The sequence below is a fragment of the Haemophilus parahaemolyticus genome, from assembly GCF_002015035.1.
Taxonomy (GTDB): Bacteria; Pseudomonadota; Gammaproteobacteria; order Enterobacterales; family Pasteurellaceae; genus Haemophilus_A; species Haemophilus_A parahaemolyticus.
Map to the genome: position 1 here is coordinate 56,056 of NZ_MUXY01000007.1, position 16,903 is coordinate 72,958.

At 33.2% G+C, this 16,903-nt stretch carries 16 protein-coding genes; 10 read left to right on the forward strand and 6 right to left on the reverse strand.

Annotation, left to right across the window (positions count from 1 at the left end; translation table 11 throughout):
* Positions 1–161 precede the first annotated feature (161 nt).
* Genes B0185_RS05810 through B0185_RS05855 form a run of 10 tightly spaced genes read left to right on the forward strand, consistent with a single transcriptional unit; the run spans position 162 to position 12,610 of the window.
* Complete coding sequence (locus B0185_RS05810) at positions 162–1,241, forward strand: LPS O-antigen chain length determinant protein WzzB (RefSeq protein ID WP_005706102.1); 1,080 nt, start codon at positions 162–164, stop codon at positions 1,239–1,241.
* Between the two features lies 1 nt (position 1,242).
* The gene (locus B0185_RS05815; RefSeq protein WP_005706139.1) at positions 1,243–2,478 is read left to right on the forward strand and encodes an oligosaccharide flippase family protein; all 1,236 of its coding nucleotides are present in this window, start codon (positions 1,243–1,245) and stop codon (positions 2,476–2,478) included.
* A gap of 1 nt (position 2,479) precedes the next feature.
* On the forward strand, positions 2,480–3,370 hold the full coding sequence (locus B0185_RS05820; RefSeq protein WP_005706120.1) for a glycosyltransferase family 2 protein: 891 nt from the start codon (positions 2,480–2,482) through the stop codon (positions 3,368–3,370).
* The gene (locus B0185_RS05825; protein ID WP_005706124.1) at positions 3,367–4,443 is read left to right on the forward strand and encodes a glycosyltransferase family 4 protein; all 1,077 of its coding nucleotides are present in this window, start codon (positions 3,367–3,369) and stop codon (positions 4,441–4,443) included. Before B0185_RS05820 ends, B0185_RS05825 begins: the two co-directional genes overlap by 4 nt.
* Positions 4,444–5,793, forward strand: coding sequence for an O-antigen polysaccharide polymerase Wzy (wzy, locus tag B0185_RS05830; protein WP_005706132.1), 1,350 nt, complete (start codon positions 4,444–4,446; stop codon positions 5,791–5,793). It begins immediately after the preceding gene.
* The gene (locus B0185_RS05835) at positions 5,790–8,018 is read left to right on the forward strand and encodes a glycosyltransferase (protein WP_078208096.1); all 2,229 of its coding nucleotides are present in this window, start codon (positions 5,790–5,792) and stop codon (positions 8,016–8,018) included. The genes wzy and B0185_RS05835 overlap by 4 nt, the downstream gene beginning before the upstream one ends.
* A complete protein-coding gene (locus B0185_RS05840; protein ID WP_005706125.1) occupies positions 8,018–8,923 on the forward strand; it encodes an NAD-dependent epimerase/dehydratase family protein in 906 nt (301 codons plus the stop codon). Before B0185_RS05835 ends, B0185_RS05840 begins: the two co-directional genes overlap by 1 nt.
* The gene (locus tag B0185_RS05845) at positions 8,923–9,471 is read left to right on the forward strand and encodes a sugar transferase (RefSeq protein ID WP_005706110.1); all 549 of its coding nucleotides are present in this window, start codon (positions 8,923–8,925) and stop codon (positions 9,469–9,471) included. Before B0185_RS05840 ends, B0185_RS05845 begins: the two co-directional genes overlap by 1 nt.
* Before the next feature lie 4 nt (positions 9,472–9,475).
* Complete coding sequence (locus tag B0185_RS05850) at positions 9,476–11,368, forward strand: nucleoside-diphosphate sugar epimerase/dehydratase (RefSeq protein WP_005706143.1); 1,893 nt, start codon at positions 9,476–9,478, stop codon at positions 11,366–11,368.
* Positions 11,369–11,371: 3 nt separating this feature from the next.
* Positions 11,372–12,610 carry an O-antigen ligase family protein gene (locus B0185_RS05855; protein ID WP_005706107.1) on the forward strand — a complete coding sequence of 413 codons (1,239 nt, stop codon included), beginning with the start codon at positions 11,372–11,374 and terminating at the stop codon, positions 12,608–12,610.
* Positions 12,611–12,821: 211 nt separating this feature from the next.
* On the opposite strand, the gene B0185_RS05860 is transcribed toward B0185_RS05855, so the two are convergent.
* From B0185_RS05860 to surE, 6 genes are all read right to left on the reverse strand, one after another.
* Positions 12,822–13,391, reverse strand: a complete 570-nt coding sequence (locus B0185_RS05860; protein ID WP_005706122.1) for a DNA-3-methyladenine glycosylase I — start codon at positions 13,389–13,391, stop codon at positions 12,822–12,824.
* A 60-nt stretch (positions 13,392–13,451) separates the two neighbouring features.
* Positions 13,452–14,681 carry a murein hydrolase activator NlpD gene (gene nlpD / locus B0185_RS05865; protein ID WP_005706151.1) on the reverse strand — a complete coding sequence of 410 codons (1,230 nt, stop codon included), beginning with the start codon at positions 14,679–14,681 and terminating at the stop codon, positions 13,452–13,454.
* Positions 14,682–14,713: 32 nt separating this feature from the next.
* A complete protein-coding gene (locus tag B0185_RS05870) occupies positions 14,714–14,911 on the reverse strand; it encodes a hypothetical protein (protein WP_005706098.1) in 198 nt (65 codons plus the stop codon).
* 12 nt (positions 14,912–14,923) lie between these two features.
* On the reverse strand, positions 14,924–15,427 hold the full coding sequence (locus tag B0185_RS05875) for a LysM peptidoglycan-binding domain-containing protein (protein WP_005706152.1): 504 nt from the start codon (positions 15,425–15,427) through the stop codon (positions 14,924–14,926).
* A gap of 95 nt (positions 15,428–15,522) precedes the next feature.
* A complete protein-coding gene (locus B0185_RS05880) occupies positions 15,523–16,107 on the reverse strand; it encodes a YqaA family protein (RefSeq protein ID WP_005706135.1) in 585 nt (194 codons plus the stop codon).
* Positions 16,108–16,123: 16 nt separating this feature from the next.
* Positions 16,124–16,900 carry a 5'/3'-nucleotidase SurE gene (gene surE, locus B0185_RS05885; protein WP_005706145.1) on the reverse strand — a complete coding sequence of 259 codons (777 nt, stop codon included), beginning with the start codon at positions 16,898–16,900 and terminating at the stop codon, positions 16,124–16,126.
* Positions 16,901–16,903 lie beyond the last annotated feature (3 nt).

A 16,903-nucleotide genomic window follows, 5' to 3' on the forward strand; every position in this document is an offset into this window, starting at 1 on the left:
GTGTATTATCCCCCAATCTGAGGGTTTGAGCAAGATCATAAAAAAGTGTAAATTTTAGTAAACTTTTCTATCTATAAGGTATGGAATATCGACTATAATAAGAAAACTTTATAAGTTATTTTTTGTTTTTTGTTTTTTGTTTTTTGTTTTAAGGTGGGTTTATGGCTGAGGTTTCTTCTCAAAGAAATGACGAGATTGATTTAATTGAACTTTTCCGCGTGTTGTGGAAGAAAAAAGTGTGGATCGTGCTTTCTGCGTTTGTGTGTACGTTGGTTGCTGGTGTGTATGCATTTACGGCTAAAGAACAGTGGACGTCAACCGCAATTATTGTTGCACCACGAACTACTGATTTAGGTACATTATTGCCAGCTCGTGCAGAATATGCTCGTATTATTGGTGATGGTGATTTTTCAGCTGGGAAATTATCTGATTCTCTTTACGGGCAATTTAAACATTTCTTACTTTCTAACGATTTAAAACGTCAGTTCTTAGAGCAATCTGAATGGGTAAAAAATTACACCAAAGAAATGACGGAAGAACAAAAAAGAAAATATATTGAAGAAACTGTTTCTAAATATCTTATTATTCACGAAGTTGACCCTAAGAAAAAAGATTTAACTGAATTAGATAAAATTAGTTTAAAAATCATCTTTTCTGCAGAAACGCCAAAAGATGCACAATCTGTCCTGACAGAGTATGTCAGTTTTGTAAACCAGTATATTCTTAATCAAACAAACCAAGAGTTTAAACTAGGCTTTAACCTTCGTTTAGATGAACTGAAATTTACTAAAGAACAAATTGAAGAGAATCTAACTGAAGCAAAAAAGGTTCAGGTTGAAAACTTGACAAATGCGTTAGAGATTGCCAAAAAAGCAGGAATTACTGATTTCTCAAGAGGAAATAATAACATCTCTGATTCTAAACTAGCAGACGGTACATATTTATTTATGCTTGGTGAAAAATACCTGCAAACTCAATTAGATATTGCGAAAAATAACCATGTTGTTTATCCAACAAATTATTATAGTACGGAAAGACAGTTGAGTAAGCTAACTAAATTAGCCCCTCAGTTAGATTTGGTTGAAAATGTAAAAGCGTATTATTATTTAAGTTCGCCGGATTATCCTGTGGTAAAGGATAATCCTAAAAGAGTATTAATTTTATTAGCTGGATTTATTTTAGGCTTTATTCTAAGTTCTACTTTCATTGTATTAGGAAACCTATTCACAAAAGCTAAATAAGATGAAGAAAGATATTATAATTAATATTATAGCCCTATTTTTTGAAAAGTTAATAACAGTAGCTTTGATTTTCTATTCGGAGGGAATGATTGCCCGTTTACTAACGCCAGAAGCATATGGGCAATGGATTTATAGTGTTAATTTTATTTTATTATTAAGTTCTTTAGCATTAGTGATAGGCTCAGAAATTAGTGTTGTTGCATTAGCTAGAAATAAAAGCATATATAAAGAAATTATTTCAGGTACTTTTCTTGTTAGACTATTATTCTCAATAATAGCAATGCTTGCCGCTATATTATATGCTAAGTTCTTTACAAATGATGTTCTTATTAAAGAGTTTATCTATATTTTATCTTTATACCTTCTTTTAGCAGAGCCTTTTGGCGTTATTACTAACTATTTTCAAGCAAATGTAAAAATTCTACCAGTTACTATAATAAGAATTTCTGGTTTATTTATTAGAGTTTTAGTTATTTATATATTCTTTAACTATTATAGAGATGTAATGCCTTTATTACCTTTATCTCGTGTGTTAGAAATCATTGTTATAGTATGTTCTTTGCAGTGTTTGTTTTTTGTATGTAAAAGCAATTTTAAATTTATTATAAATCTACATGTTATAAGAATATTATTTTTGAGAGGGATAAAACTCTGGCCTGCATTAATCTTCATGTATCTATTTCAACGTTTAGATAGATTTTATATTGAATATTATTTTTCTTTTGATGTGTTGGGTCAATATGGTATTGCGGTACAATTAATGGAGCAAGGATTCTTGTTGTTAGGTATTGTTGTTCAGTCTATATCACCTAAGTTAATATATTTAAAAGCATCTCAAAATGAAATAAGAGGTAATCTATTGAAATTGCTTATTGTCATATTTTTAGTTTCTGTAATATTTTTAATCTTAGGATATGTTTTAATTCCATATTTCATTTTTGTTGTATATGGTGATAACTATAGCTTAGCTTCTGATATATCTAAAGGAATGTTATTTGCAATAATTTTCTTTGGAATAGACACGGTAATTACTCAATATCTTTATAGAGAGAAAAAATCACTTTATATTCTATTAAAATGGATTGCTATGTCTATTATTATGTCTGTTAGCTATTATGTGGCATACTCAGTGGTTAGAATAGAGTCTTTATCCATCGTATATATTATAAACTATATTTTAATGTCGTTAATATCAGTAATTATATTATTAAAAAACTTACCAATAAGAAAGGCCTGAAATGATTAAGTTTACTATTTTTACCCCTGCTTATAATCGAGCTCATACCTTAAGAAGATGCTATGAAAGTATTTTAGCTCAAGATAATTTAGAAGAATTAGAATGGTTATTAATTAATGATGGCTCGAATGATAATACAGATGATATTGTGGATTCTTTAATTTCTGAAAATAAGTTAAATATTCGCTATATAAAGCAAGAAAATAGTGGAAAACAATTTTCTTGGAATAAGGCTATATCTATGGCTAAAGGGTTGTATTTTATTGGATTAGACTCTGATGATACTTTTAGAGAGAATTCTTTATTTAGCATTATATCAGATTGCAATAATTTACTAGATAAAGATGATATAGTAGGAATTAGATGTTTAGCTATTAATAATATGACAAATAAGCCAAGTGGTCGCTTAATAGAGAATAAGTTAATTGAAATGACTTGGTTTGATGAATTTTCGAATAGTAAAAATTTTGGTGAGAGAATAGATATACTAAAAACGGATGTTATAAAAAAATTCTTATATCCAGTTGATTCTGATATAAGATTTATCCCTGAAATATGCTTCTATACAAAATTAGCTAAGAAAGGATATAAATTTATTTATTCTCCTAAAGCATTAAGTGTATTTTTTGATGATGAGACTGAAAATAGACTAAGTAGAAGTAATATATTTAAGCATGCTAAAGGGCATTATATTTCTAGAAGCATTATGCTAAAAGATATTCCTTTTTCAGTTTGGATAAAAAATCCAATAGCGTATGTTAAAACAGTTATTAGATTTTCACAAATGGCAAAATATTTGAATAAACCTGTTATACAAAGGAAAATAGATGCAGGAAATATAGGAGCTTTATTAAGCTATTTAATAGGGATTTTTATTAAGGTTGAAAAATGAAAACAATCTGTTTCTTTTGTGGTAACTTAAATAATGCAGGCGGTACAGAGCGTGTTGCCACTTCTATTGCAAATGCTTTAGCTGAGAAGGGTTACAATATTTTGATGTTAAATTTATGGGAAGGAGATAAACCTTTCTTTTATTTAAACAAAAAAATCAAGAGCTCTCAGCTATATTCACAACGTGTTTCATTTTCTAAACAATATTTGCAAACCATATTGAAGTTAAGAATTTTTTTAAAAGAGAATCAAGTAGATACTTTAGTTGTTGTTGAATCAATGCTATCGCTTTTTTCCTTGCCAGCTAAGATTGGATTAGTGATAAATCATATCACCTGGGAGCATTTTAATTATAATGTTACTCTTGGACAAAAAGGACGAGCACTCTCTCGTCATTTATCTCGCTTATTTTCAAATAAAATTGTGACTTTAACAGAAGCAGATAAACAAATTTGGGAAAAGAAAACCATTGGTAAGGCAGAAATTATAGCAATCTCTAATCCTTCCCCCTATGCTATTTCAGATCATATTCCTTCTCAAATGAATAAGACGGTTCTGGCAGTTGGTAGATTAACTTATCAAAAAGGTTTTGATCTTCTTATTCAAGCTTGGAAATTAGTTAAAAATGAACCGCACTTTTCAGAGTGGAAATTAAATATTGTTGGTGATGGCGAAGACAAGGCTAATTTGATGAAATCTATTGATGTATTCAATTTAGGCAATAGTGTTACGTTATTTCCTTTTTCTTATAATATTAATGAATTCTATTTAGAGGCATCATTGTACTGTATGTCTTCTAGATTTGAAGGTTTGCCCATGGTTCTTATAGAAGCTCAAAGTTTTGGGTTGCCAATAGTCTCTTTTAATTGTGATACCGGACCAAGCGAAATTCTTGATCATAATAAATCAGGTTTTTTATGTAAGCCAGAAGATGTTTCTGATTTAGCACTAAAACTAAAAGCATTAATGAGCTTATCTGAACAAGAGTATAATGGTATGGTTTCTTATGCTAAAAAATCTGTTAGTAAGTTTGCTTTAGATAAGATTGCGGATAAATGGGAAGAGATTGTATAAATGTCATTTTATGTAAAGAATAATAATATTATTCTATTAGTTTTTTTAGTTTTTATATATTTAGTTTCGTTAGCTTCACTATATTTTGTTAGTTACGATGACTATATTATTTCATTTTCTTTTTTTCTAGCAATTTCTTTAATTTTTACTTTTGGGATTTTAAATAGGGATAGGATATTTTCATTAAAGTATATTTATATTTATGGATTTGTTTTATTTATTGGTGGGAGATTTATTGCGTATTTACTTAATGAAAATATAAATGTTTTTAAATTTGATTTTGGTTTGGTATATGACTTAGATTCTAGTTTTGATAAGTTTTATATATTCACATTAGTGTATGGTTCAATTTTTTTCTTTATGTTTGCTAATGTCATTAATAGAAATAATTTTATAGACCTTGGTATAAGGCCATTCTTATTTAATAAAAGTTTAATATATATTGTTACTCTATTTTTATGTTGTTTTTTACTGAAGGATAACTTGGCTAATATTTCTCTTTCCTTATCAAAAGGATATTTATCACTATATAGTGCTCAATCTGAACAATATTCAACTCCTTTATCTCTAATTGTTAGTGCGGTATTAATTTCAATGATAGGATTACTATATATAGAAAATAGTCATCATATGCGATTTAAAATGATTATTATATTTTTTATATTTGTACAATTATTAACAATTATTACTGGTTCTAGAGGCGGTTTTGTTAGTGTTATATTACTTTCTGGGTGGCTCTTTCTAAGAGAAAAAAGATTTTCACTAAAATCTGCTTTTTTATTAACTATGTTTGCTATTTCTCTAGTTATTTTTGTTAATATGTTATTAAGTTTTTCGAGTAGAAGTAGCGAGGAAGGGGGTATTTTAGAAATTATTACAAATAACCTAAATAATCAAGGCATTAGTCTTATGGTTTTTGACTTAAGTACTAGAATACAAGACTATCCTTTTCCTGCATTTTTAAAAACAATTATACCTGGTAGTCAGCTATTCTTTCATTATTTTATAGGGGATGTTCAAGTTTATGATGTAAGTTTTCCTCATTATCTTACTTTTATTTCAGCACCAGATTTGTATGACGAAGGGTATGGCTTTGGTTGGGCTTTGTTATCTGATTTTTATGTTTTCTCATTCTCAAATCTAGCATTATTTTTTATGCTTAATTTTTTATGGGGAAGGTTAATTTATAAATTAGATAACTATGATAAAAAATCATATTATAAAGGTTTATCATTTATTTTTGCTACTCAAATTTTTATGATAAGCAGAGCATCTATATCAACATTGATTGCTTGTTCGGTTATTTATAGCATTTTTTATTTAATCTTCTTCAGAGCTAGAAAAAAATGAAAATATTATTACTCATTACAGGATTAGGCATTGGCGGAGCAGAAAAACAAGTTTGCGATTTAGTAGATAAGTTTGTTCAGCTAGGCCATCAAGTTAAATTAATTTCTCTGAGCAAAGCGTTTTCTGAACAAACTCTTCCGAAAAATAATCAGATAGAAATAAGTTATCTCAATATGACTAAAGATCCATTAAGTTTAGTGAGAGCTTATTTTCAGTTAAGAAATGAGATTAAAGCTTTTAAACCGGATGTTATTCACTCTCATATGTTTCATGCTAATTTAATGGCAAGACTTATAAGATTATCAACTAAAGTTGATCGACTTATTTGCACTGCCCATAGTAAAAATGAAGGTGGAGCATTAAGAATGAGTTTATATCGTTTTACTAATTTTCTCTCTGATCTTAATACCAATGTAAGCCAAGATGCTGTTAATGCTTTCATAGAGAAGAAAGCGGTTAAAAAAGGTCAAATGATTACAATAGAAAATGGTATAGATACTTCTCTCTTTAAAAAAGATAATACTATAAGAGAAAATATACAGTTATCTTTGTCGCCAATAAAAAATGATTATGTATTTTTAGCAATTGGACGATTAACTGATCCTAAAGATTATCCTAATTTACTTAAAGCATTTTCAATAGTGAATAAACAAAAGCCGAATACTTGTTTATTGATAGCGGGTATTGGGGAATTAGAGCAAGAATTAAAACAATACACTGTTCAATTGGGTATCTCTGAAAAAGTATCTTTTTTAGGATTGAGGCGTGATATTAATCAATTAATGAATATTGCGGATACTTATGTTATGTCTTCGCATTTTGAAGGATTACCGCTTGTAATCGGTGAGGCAATGGCAACAGAAAATGTGGTTATTGCTACTGATTGTGGTGGAACACGCGAAGTGATAGGCGATAATGGTTTCCTTGTGCCGATTCGAAATAGCGAAGCTTTAGCAAATGCAATGCTACAATCAATGGATTTAACAGAAAAAGAGCGATCAATTTTAGGCAAGAAATCGCGAGAACATATTCTTAAGTATTATTCATTGGATGCTGTTGTAAACAAATGGTTAGTTTTATATCAAAAAAAAATGAAAAAGAAAATTGCAATTATCGTGAATGAGGTTTCGACTTTATTACATTTTAGAAAAGAATTAGTACTTGACCTTGTAAAAGAAGGCTACGAAGTTTTCTGCTTGGCGGAAGGGTATGAAGCTTCTACTAAAGAAATCATTGTCAGCTGGGGAGCAAAACCAGTTGAGCATAATTTAAAAAGAAGTAACCTTAATCCTTTAGCAGATATTATTGAAGTATTCAAACTTAGAAAAGCATTGAAAGAGATTGCCCCAGATATTGTACTAACTTGTTTTGTAAAACCTGTAATTTTTGCTTCTTTAGCGGCAAAATTGGCAGGTATTAAAAAGCGGGTAGGAATGATTGAAGGCTTAGGCTATGCTTTCACACCTTCCACTGAGAAGAAAGGATTAAAAGCTAAAATTATTAAATTTTTGCAAATACAACTCTATAAGATCGCATTACCGACATTAGATAAAGTGTTATTCTTAAATCCTGATGATCAGAGAGATCTTTTAATTGAGAATAATATTAAGGTTAAGTCTACAGAAATATTAGGTGGCATCGGCGTAAATTTAAATTATTATCGCTATTCTGAACCTAAAATTAAAAATGATGTTTCATTTATTTTTTTAGGTCGATTATTAAGAGAAAAGGGAATTTTTGAATTTTTAGAGGCAGCTAAGGTTGTTAAAAAAGAGAAACCGAATACCCAATTTCTTGTATTAGGACAAATTGATAAACAAAATCCTACTGCAATGTCAGAAGAAAAATTACAAGAGTATATTGATGCCAATATCATTGAATATTTAGGATATGTAAAAAACGTTCCAGATTATATTGAAAAAACAGATGTTTTTGTGCTCCCTTCTTATCGAGAAGGCGTGCCAAAAAGCACGCAAGAAGCAATGGCGATGGGCAAGGTCATTTTAACCACGGATGTACCAGGTTGTAGAGAAACTGTAGTTGATGGTGTGAATGGTTTCTTAGTGCCACTTTTCTCTGCTGAAAAATTAGCTGAAAAGATGCTTGAGTTAATTAATAAACCTATTCTTGTTCGTACAATGGGCATTGAAAGTCGTAGAATAGCAGAAGAAAAATTTGATGTAAGAAAAGTTAACAAAAGAATTATCTCTATTTTGGAAGAATAATGATGAAGAAAATTATTATAACAGGTGCGTCAGGCTTTATGGGGAAAAGTTTTTTTAATCATTTTAAGCAAAATAATGCTGTACAGGTTGAAACATTATCTTTACGAAATAACTGGGTGTTAAATAAAAATGCTGATGTGCTAATCCATTTAGCCGCTAAGTCAAGTGATAGTTATCAAATTTCTGATGAAAAAGAATATTTTGAAGTGAATAGAGATTTGACAATTAAACTTTTCCAAGCATTTTTAGATTCTAAGATTAAAGATTTTATTTACTTTAGTAGTGCTAAGGTTATTACAGATAATGCTGCTGATTGTTTAACGGAAGAAACTCCATTAAATCCAATGAGCGTTTATGGGCGATCTAAAAAAGCTGCTGAAGAATATTTATTGGCTCATAAATTACCAGAAGGCAAGAGATTACTAATTATTAGACCTTGCTTAGTTCATGGAGAAGGAAATCATGGCAACTTAATTGCATTGTATAAATTAGTTAAAAAAGGTTTTCCTTGGTTCTTTGCTGGTTTTGAGAATAAACGATCTTTTTTACATATTGATAATTTAATTTATTGTATTGATAAATTATTAGAAGATAGAAATATTGCTTCTGGCGTTTATAATATTGCTGATGATCAACCGATTTCAACAAATGAGCTTATTTCATTAATGGGCGAGGTTGCTAAGAAACCCGTGCGGTTATGGACTATTCCTAGTGGTTTAGTATCTGCTGCTTTTAAAGTTGGAGATATATTACACCTTCCTATTAACACGAATATTTTAAATAAACTTACTGGAAACTTTTTTATTTCTAACCAGAAACTAAAAGATGCTATAAATGTTGAGAAATTACCTTTTTCTACTCAGGAAGGACTTCTAAAAACACCTAATTCAATTAAGGATAAATAATGATTAGATTACTTGATATATTACTTTCTCTTGTTGGGCTTATTTTAACTTCGCCCATACTCTTAATTGTTACTATTCTAGGTTATTTTGAAACAAAATCTCCGATTTTTATTCAAGAACGAGTTGGTAAGAATAAAAAATCTTTTAAATTAATCAAGTTTAGAACAATGGCTGTTGATACAAAGTCTGTGGCAAGTCATTTAGTGGGAACTGCTTCAATTACTAAATTAGGTGGCTTTTTAAGAAAAACAAAAATTGATGAACTACCACAATTAATTAATGTTTTAAAAGGTGAAATGAGTTTAGTCGGACCGCGTCCAAACTTATTTAATCAAGAAGATGTTATACAAGCACGTGATAAATATAATATATATCGAGCATTACCAGGGATTACAGGGTTGGCTCAAATCCAAGAGATTGATATGTCAATGCCTGAATTATTAGCAAAAACAGATAATGAAATGTTGGAAGGTTTAACTCTTAAATCGTACTTCAATTATATTCTTATGACTGCTTTAGGAAAAGGAGCTGGCGATAGAGCCAGATAAGATTATGTTAGATTATCTTGTATTTGAATTATCTCGTCCTCTTAAACGTATAGCGAGTCTAATTATTGATACCATTTTAATTACTGGTGCTTTTTTCTTTGCTTATTGGACTCGATTGGGAAAAATCACTTCATTTGACAACTATCAAATTTGGTTAGCGTTAAGTTGTACATTGGTTGTTACTTTGATTGCCTTTATAAAGCTAGGATTATATAGAGCGGTATTACGATATATTTCCTTTAAAGCACTGGCGATGATTGCAACTGGTGCTTTAATTTCTTCTATTAGTTTAGTTTTATTTTCATTCTTTATTGATTCATTTATTCCTAGGACAGTTCCACTTATTTATTTTTCTTACGTATTTTTATTATGTGGTGGCGTAAGAATGTTGGTTCGTTATTATATCGGTTTATTGCTTGATAAAAATAATGAATCCGTTCTTATCTATGGAGCTGGTTCAAATGGACGACAACTTTCGGTAATGCTCAAACATGCTTATCGCTACCGCATTCGTGGCTTTATTGATGACAACGCCAAATTACATGGCACTTATCTTTTAGGAAATAAAATATTTTCGCCAAAAGATATTTCAAAACTTGTTCAGAAATATAATATTAAAGTTATTTTATTAGCAATTCCAAGTGCTTCTCGTCGTGAACGGAAAGCCATTATTGATAGTTTAATTCCGTTAAAAATCAAAGTACAAACCATTCCTGATATGGAAGAAATTTTGCAAGGTAATGCAAAAATTGATGAATTGCGTGAAGTAAAAATTGAAGATTTATTAGGTCGTGAACCTGTTTTACCAAATCAAGAATTATTACAAAAAAATATTCTGAATAAAACGGTAATGGTAACTGGTGCAGGGGGGTCTATTGGTTCGGAATTGTGCCGTCAAATTATTTTAAATAAACCTAATATCTTAATTTTATTCGAAATTTCTGAATTTTCACTATATTCTATTCATCAGGAATTACTTGAAATTATAAAGAAAAATAATTTAAGCACAATAATTCATCCTATTTTAGGTAACGTGCAGGATATTGAGCGTTTAGATCGTGTTTTAGCTCATTTTAACATTGATACCATTTATCATGCAGCAGCTTATAAACATGTTCCTTTAGTGGAATACAATATCATTGAAGGGATTCGGAATAATATTTTTGGTACATATAATGTTGCAAAATGTGCGGCTGATCATAACGTTAAATCTTTTGTTCTCATTTCAACTGATAAGGCTGTTCGTCCAACAAATACTATGGGAGCGAGCAAGCGTATGGCGGAGCTTTGTTTGCAAGCTTTATCTGAGCAACTCAAAGATTCCCAAACCTGCTTTAGCATGGTTCGTTTTGGTAATGTATTAGGATCTTCTGGGTCTGTTATTCCGCTCTTTAGAAAACAGATCCTAAAAGGCGGGCCAATTACTGTGACGCATCCCAATATTATTCGCTATTTTATGACTATTCCTGAAGCAGCACAGCTTGTTATTCAAGCGGGTAGCATGGCAAAAGGCGGTGATGTCTTCATTTTAGATATGGGTGAACCTGTTAAAATTGTTGATTTAGCGAAAAATTTAATTCAGCTTTCAGGTTTGTCCGTAAAAGATGAAAAGAATCCTAAAGGTGATATTGAAATTGCTTATACAGGTTTGCGTCCAGGGGAGAAACTTTATGAAGAGTTGTTAATTGGTGGTGATAATGTAACTAAAACAGCACATTCACGTATTATGACTGCTGAGGAAGAGTATTTGCCATTTGAACAATTATCTAATGTGTTAGTTGAATTAGAGCAGGCTTGTAAAAAGGCAGATTATATGGCTATTCGTCAGATATTATTAAGTGCACCAACAGGCTTTCAGCCAACAACAGAAATTGTAGATGTGTTATACCAGGACTAATTTATGATAAATTTTGAAAAATATTGCCGGCTATTTGCTAATGTCTCAATTTTCTGTTTTTTTACATTGTTGCTAGTCTTTCCTAAAGGATATAACTACGGTTCAACTGCACTTTTAGTGGTGAGTGTACTTTTCTTATTGTATACGATATATAAAAAGATAAATATCATAGGGCTTGTTAAGCAGAATAAATCTATTTTTATTGCAATTTCTTTTTATTTTCTAACTGTTCTTTTCTTTATCTTATTTCATGGCGAGAAAATGAAGCTTATTGATAATCCATTAAGAGCGTTCTTATTTCTTTCTGTAACGATCTTTATGGTTTATAGTGCAGTAAAATTGGATGTATTGCTTTATAGCATTCCGTTAGGATCTTTTATTGCAGGGTTAGTTGCACTTTACCAATACTATATTTTGCATTTGCCCGCAGCTTTTAATGAACAAATGAAAATTCAATCTGGCGATATTGCAATGTCTTTAGGTTTATTTAGCTTAGTAATTGCTTTATATCTCTTTGAAATAAAGCAAAATAAATTTGCTTTACTTGCTGTTATCGCTGGATTATTTGGTGTATTAGCAAGCGTGCTTTCATTTACACGTGGTGGGTGGATTGGCTTTCCTATAATATTAATTACAATACTTTATATTTATAGAAATATACTATCTAAAAAATTACTTGGTGCAGTTGTGTTAAGTATTCTAATCGGAGGTATTTCATTGAGTACTAACGAACAACTGATCAGCCGAATATTAGATGCGAAGAATAATCTAATTCACTATTCTGAAAGCTCCAAAGATGGAAGTATCGGCGCTCGTTTAGATATGTGGAAAATAGGAATTCATGCGCTTATTGAGCACCCTATTTCTGGTTGGAGTTTGAGGGAATTAGATGAATATAAAAAAAGCTTAGCAGATAAGGGTATTGTATCCCGTGAATTTACGGTATATTCGCATCTACATAATCAATTTATTGATGAATTAGCCAAAAAAGGTATTTTCGGTGGAGTCGCAATTTTGGGCATTTTTATAGTCCCATTATGTTCTTTTTATCGAAAACAGAAAACATTTCCAAATAATAAAAAGATAAAATTACTTACTACCCTTGGTATTATTCATGTGTTAGCCACTATGTTCTATTGTTTAACACAAGCATTTTTTGCTCATAACTCGGGGAATGTATTTTATTTCTTTGTATTATTAGTGGTTTGGTCATTTATGATTAACGAAAAAAGTAAGGTTTGATAGTATTTAGCTTACACTTAAACCTTGTTGCCATGTTATGTTTGTAGTTTTCTTGATATTTATAAATAGTGGATTCCAATGAGATACTTAAATTAGATCATAAATAGGAAAGTATAATGGCAACAGTTTTGGGTAAAACTTATAGACCATTAAAAGTAAGTTATACTCAAAAAGATTCATTGAGATTGAGCAGACTGCGTTAAACGTTCTTTTATTTAGATTTACACCAACACGCATTCAAATGATCATCTACCAATCCCATCGATTGGATAAAGGCATAGCAAATCGTTTCGCCTACAAATACAAAGCCTTTTTTCTTAAGTGCCTTTGACATTGCTAAGGATGTTGTGGTTTTGGCGGGGACGCTTGCTAGAGTTGGGACATCATTAATTTGCGGTTTTCCACCCACAAATGACCAAATAAATTGGCTAAAATCTTCGCCATTTGCTTCCATCGCAATATAAGCTTGGGCATTTCTTACAATAGCTTCTAGCTTCTTACGATGACGGATTAAGCCACTATTTTCCATTAGCGTGTCAATATCGGTCGCTTGCATTTGAGCAATTTTATGTGGGTTAAAGTTGAAAAAGGCTTGTCGATAATTTTCACGCTTTTTCAATACGGTAATCCATGAAAGCCCTGCTTGTTGCCCTTCTAAGCAAAGCTTTTCAAATAGCTTTTGGCTGTTAAATTCAGGTTTTCCCCATTCGGTATCGTGGTAGTGAGTGTAAATTTCGCTATTATTAACCCAATTACAGCGCATTACAGGTGAATTATTCATGGTTATTACCTTTAAAAAATTGACCGCTTGGATAAGCGGTCATCTGTATAAGATTTTTTGTTACTGTTTTGGTAAATAACGCATTGGGTCGATAGATTTCCCTTTGTAACGAATTTCAAAGTGGAGTTTGTTTGAGCTTGTGCCTGTGCTACCCATTGTTGCGATTTTTTGACCTGCTTTCACATTATCTTGCTCATCCACCAAGATGCGGTCGTTATGAGCATATGCACTTAAGAAGTCATCATTATGTTTGATGATGATTAAGTTACCGTAACCTTCCAATGCGTTACCTGCATAAACGACTTTACCTGTTGCGGCGGCTTTGACATCTTGCCCTTTCTGACCAGCAATGTCGATTCCTTTATTACCGCCATCAGAGTTTGAGAAGCCTTGAACAATACGCCCTGCAGTTGGTGAAACCCATCTGACTGATGATGCTGGCGCTGCCATCGTGCTTTGTGTGCTTGCAGTAGCTGCTTTAACTTGCGGCTGAGCTTGTTGTTCAATTGTTGCTGTTGTTGCTACAACAGTAGGAGCAGAGCTAGTAACATTTCCTGCAGAAGCTTGAATAGTCGGTTTTAAAGCTGTATTTGCAGAGCCTACCCCCGCTTTCACAGGTCCTGTAATTTCGCCTGCAGAAGAATAAACAGTACCATTCGCCCCTTGTTGGTAGGTTACTTTCGGTTGAGCTGGTACGGTCACGGTTTCTTCAACAGTAATAGTTTCTGTACCTGATTTACCTGTTTTGAGCTTTTGCCCAACCGTCAATTGATATGGCTCGCTCATATTGTTAAGAGCGGCGATCTCTTTCACATCTTTACCGATTACGTAAGCAATTAAGAACATGGTATCGCCTTTGCGAACGGTATAAGTTGAGCCGTCATAAAAGCCTTTTTGAATCTGGCTGTAAATGGGGGCATTGTTCGCATCGCGTGGGATCTCAAAGTTTTGATCAACTTTTTTCTCAACCGTTTTAGTTTTTTTTACCACTTTTGTGGTTGTTTTTGGCTGCTCAGGCTGTGCTGTAATAACAGGATTTTGCACCGCTGCTGGTTGATAGCTTGGTGTCGAAACCGTTGGGGTACTCATTGTGCTTGGCATATTCACAGGTTGAATATCTGCCGTTTGCCATCCCATATTATTGCTTGCTCCTGTGCCCTCCACAGGTTGCATTATCCCTGGTGAGAGTTCGCTACTACCTGAAGCATTTACCACAGGTGCAGGTGAGTTAGCTGAACAAGCGGCTAGAATGCTTGCAGTAAGCGGCAAAATCAGAAAATGTTTTTTCATGATCAATCCTTTTTCTTTGTTCTTATTTATGTTTATTTTGTTGTTGCTTTCATTGAATCAGGCATAGGAGCTGTTTGAAAATCACCCCAACTAAAGCTGCCGTTTGTTGCCCCCGAACCCTCCACAGGTTGCATTAAGCCTGGCGATAATTCATTCGGATCAGCCACTTTTTCCGCACTACAAGCGGTTAAAAATGCACAAGAAAGTGCAAATAACATTACTTTTTTCATTATGAAATCCTATTAACGCATTCGTAGTGTTTGACCCACTTTTAGTTTTGTCGTCGTGCTAATGTTGTTTAATGCGGCAATCTCAGCTGGGGTTTTGCCTGCAAGGAAAGAAACAAAATAGAGCGTATCTTGTGGACCAACGGTAATAGTGCTATCTGTGTAACAACCTTTGGTCATTTGAGCATAAATCGGTGTACCCGCTTCATTGCGAATTACTTGGCAGTTGCCGATGCTGTCTGAAGAACCGTAGTTTGCGTTGTTATAGCTAGTGTGGTTGGAGCTTGGTGCGGTTACTGTAGGTTTTGCTGTTATAGGTGCAGGTGTGTAGCTCGGTTGTGAAATTGGTTGGTTCATTCCGCTTGGCATTGAAGTAGGTTGAATATCCGCTGGTTGCCAAGTACCACCGTTTGGCAGGGTGTCTGATGAGCTTTCGGTAACTTCCGCGGAGTTGTTTGAAGTACAAGCTGTTAATGCAAAAGTCACCACAAGTGGTAATAGAAGGAATGATTTTTTCATATCGGTATCCTGTTCTTTTATTTAAAAAATTTTCTGATGTAGGAATTGAATTTGCTCGTAGGGGCAGGGTTTATCCCCGTCCTTTATATTTCAGTTTATTTAGTAAATTGATAAATTGTATAAGCTACTACAGCTAAGGCAATTGTACCCCAGCCAATTAATTCGATCGAACGGCGGATTTTATCCGCATATTTTTCGCCACCCCATGCTGAGAGTTTTGCCACCAAAATAAAACGGGCAAAACGCGAAATAGCCGCAGTAATCACAAACGGGAAGAATGCCATTTGCATTACACCTGCACAAATGGTAAAGACTTTATATGGAATGGGCGAGAAACCAGCAAGGAAAACCACTGCCACACCCCAAACTTCAAACCACGCTTTTGCTTGGTCAAAGCTGGCTTGCATTCCCCAGTTTGCGATTAACGATTGCACCCATTCGAATGCATAAAGTCCGATAAAGTAGCCAATTATGCCACCGAGTATTGAGGAAATGGTCGTATAAAGTGCATATTTAAACGCATTGTGCGGTTTTGCCATCGACATTGGAATTAACATCACATCGGGCGGAATCGGGAAGAAAATCGCTTCAATAAAGCTCACAAAACTGAGCCAATACGCTGCGTACGTGTGCTTCGACCAGGTCATCGTTTTGTCGTAGATTGTACCAAATAATTGCATAAACTTTATCTTCTCTTTAGAGAATTTGTTGTAAATCAGTGAGTGAATGGTGTGCTGTCATATCCACTTGTAGCGGAGTAATTGATACACAATCTTGGTTGATCGCATAAAAATCCGTGCCTTCGCTCTCATCAATAGCGGTGCCGTTCGCTCCAAGCCAGTAAATTGTGCCACCACGTGGATCTTCGGTTTTCACAATTTCCGCTGCTTGTGAACGCTTGCCTTGGCGGGTAATCATCGTGCCTTTTAGTGCTTCATACGGCAGATCTGGTACGTTGATATTTAAAATTTCACGGTGCGTAATTATTTCTGGTTTGAGTTTGGGTAAAAGCGCTAACACCACTCGAGCAGCGGTTTCAAAGTGGTTCGAACCAAACAGGTGACCGTGATGTTTATCGTTGCCTTTTTTACCCACAAGTGAAACCGCCAAGCAAGGAAGAGGCAGATGACGTCCCTCTAACGCAGCTGCCACTGTGCCCGAATAGATAATATCATCGCCCAAATTCGCCCCGTGATTGATACCCGAAATCACCAAATCAAAGTCATTTTCTAGCAAACCATTTAAGGCTAAATGCACGCAATCCGCAGGCGTGCCTGAAGTCACTGCATAGTTAAATTCGTCAAATTTTTGCACACGCAACGGCTCTGTCAGTGTTAAACAGTTAGAGGCTGCTGAACGGTTGCGATCTGGGGCAATAATGGTGACACGATGACCCGCTTCACGCAACATTCGTGCGAGAGTTTGAATGCCCTCTGCGTGAAAACCATCATCGTTGCTCATTAAAATATTCATCAT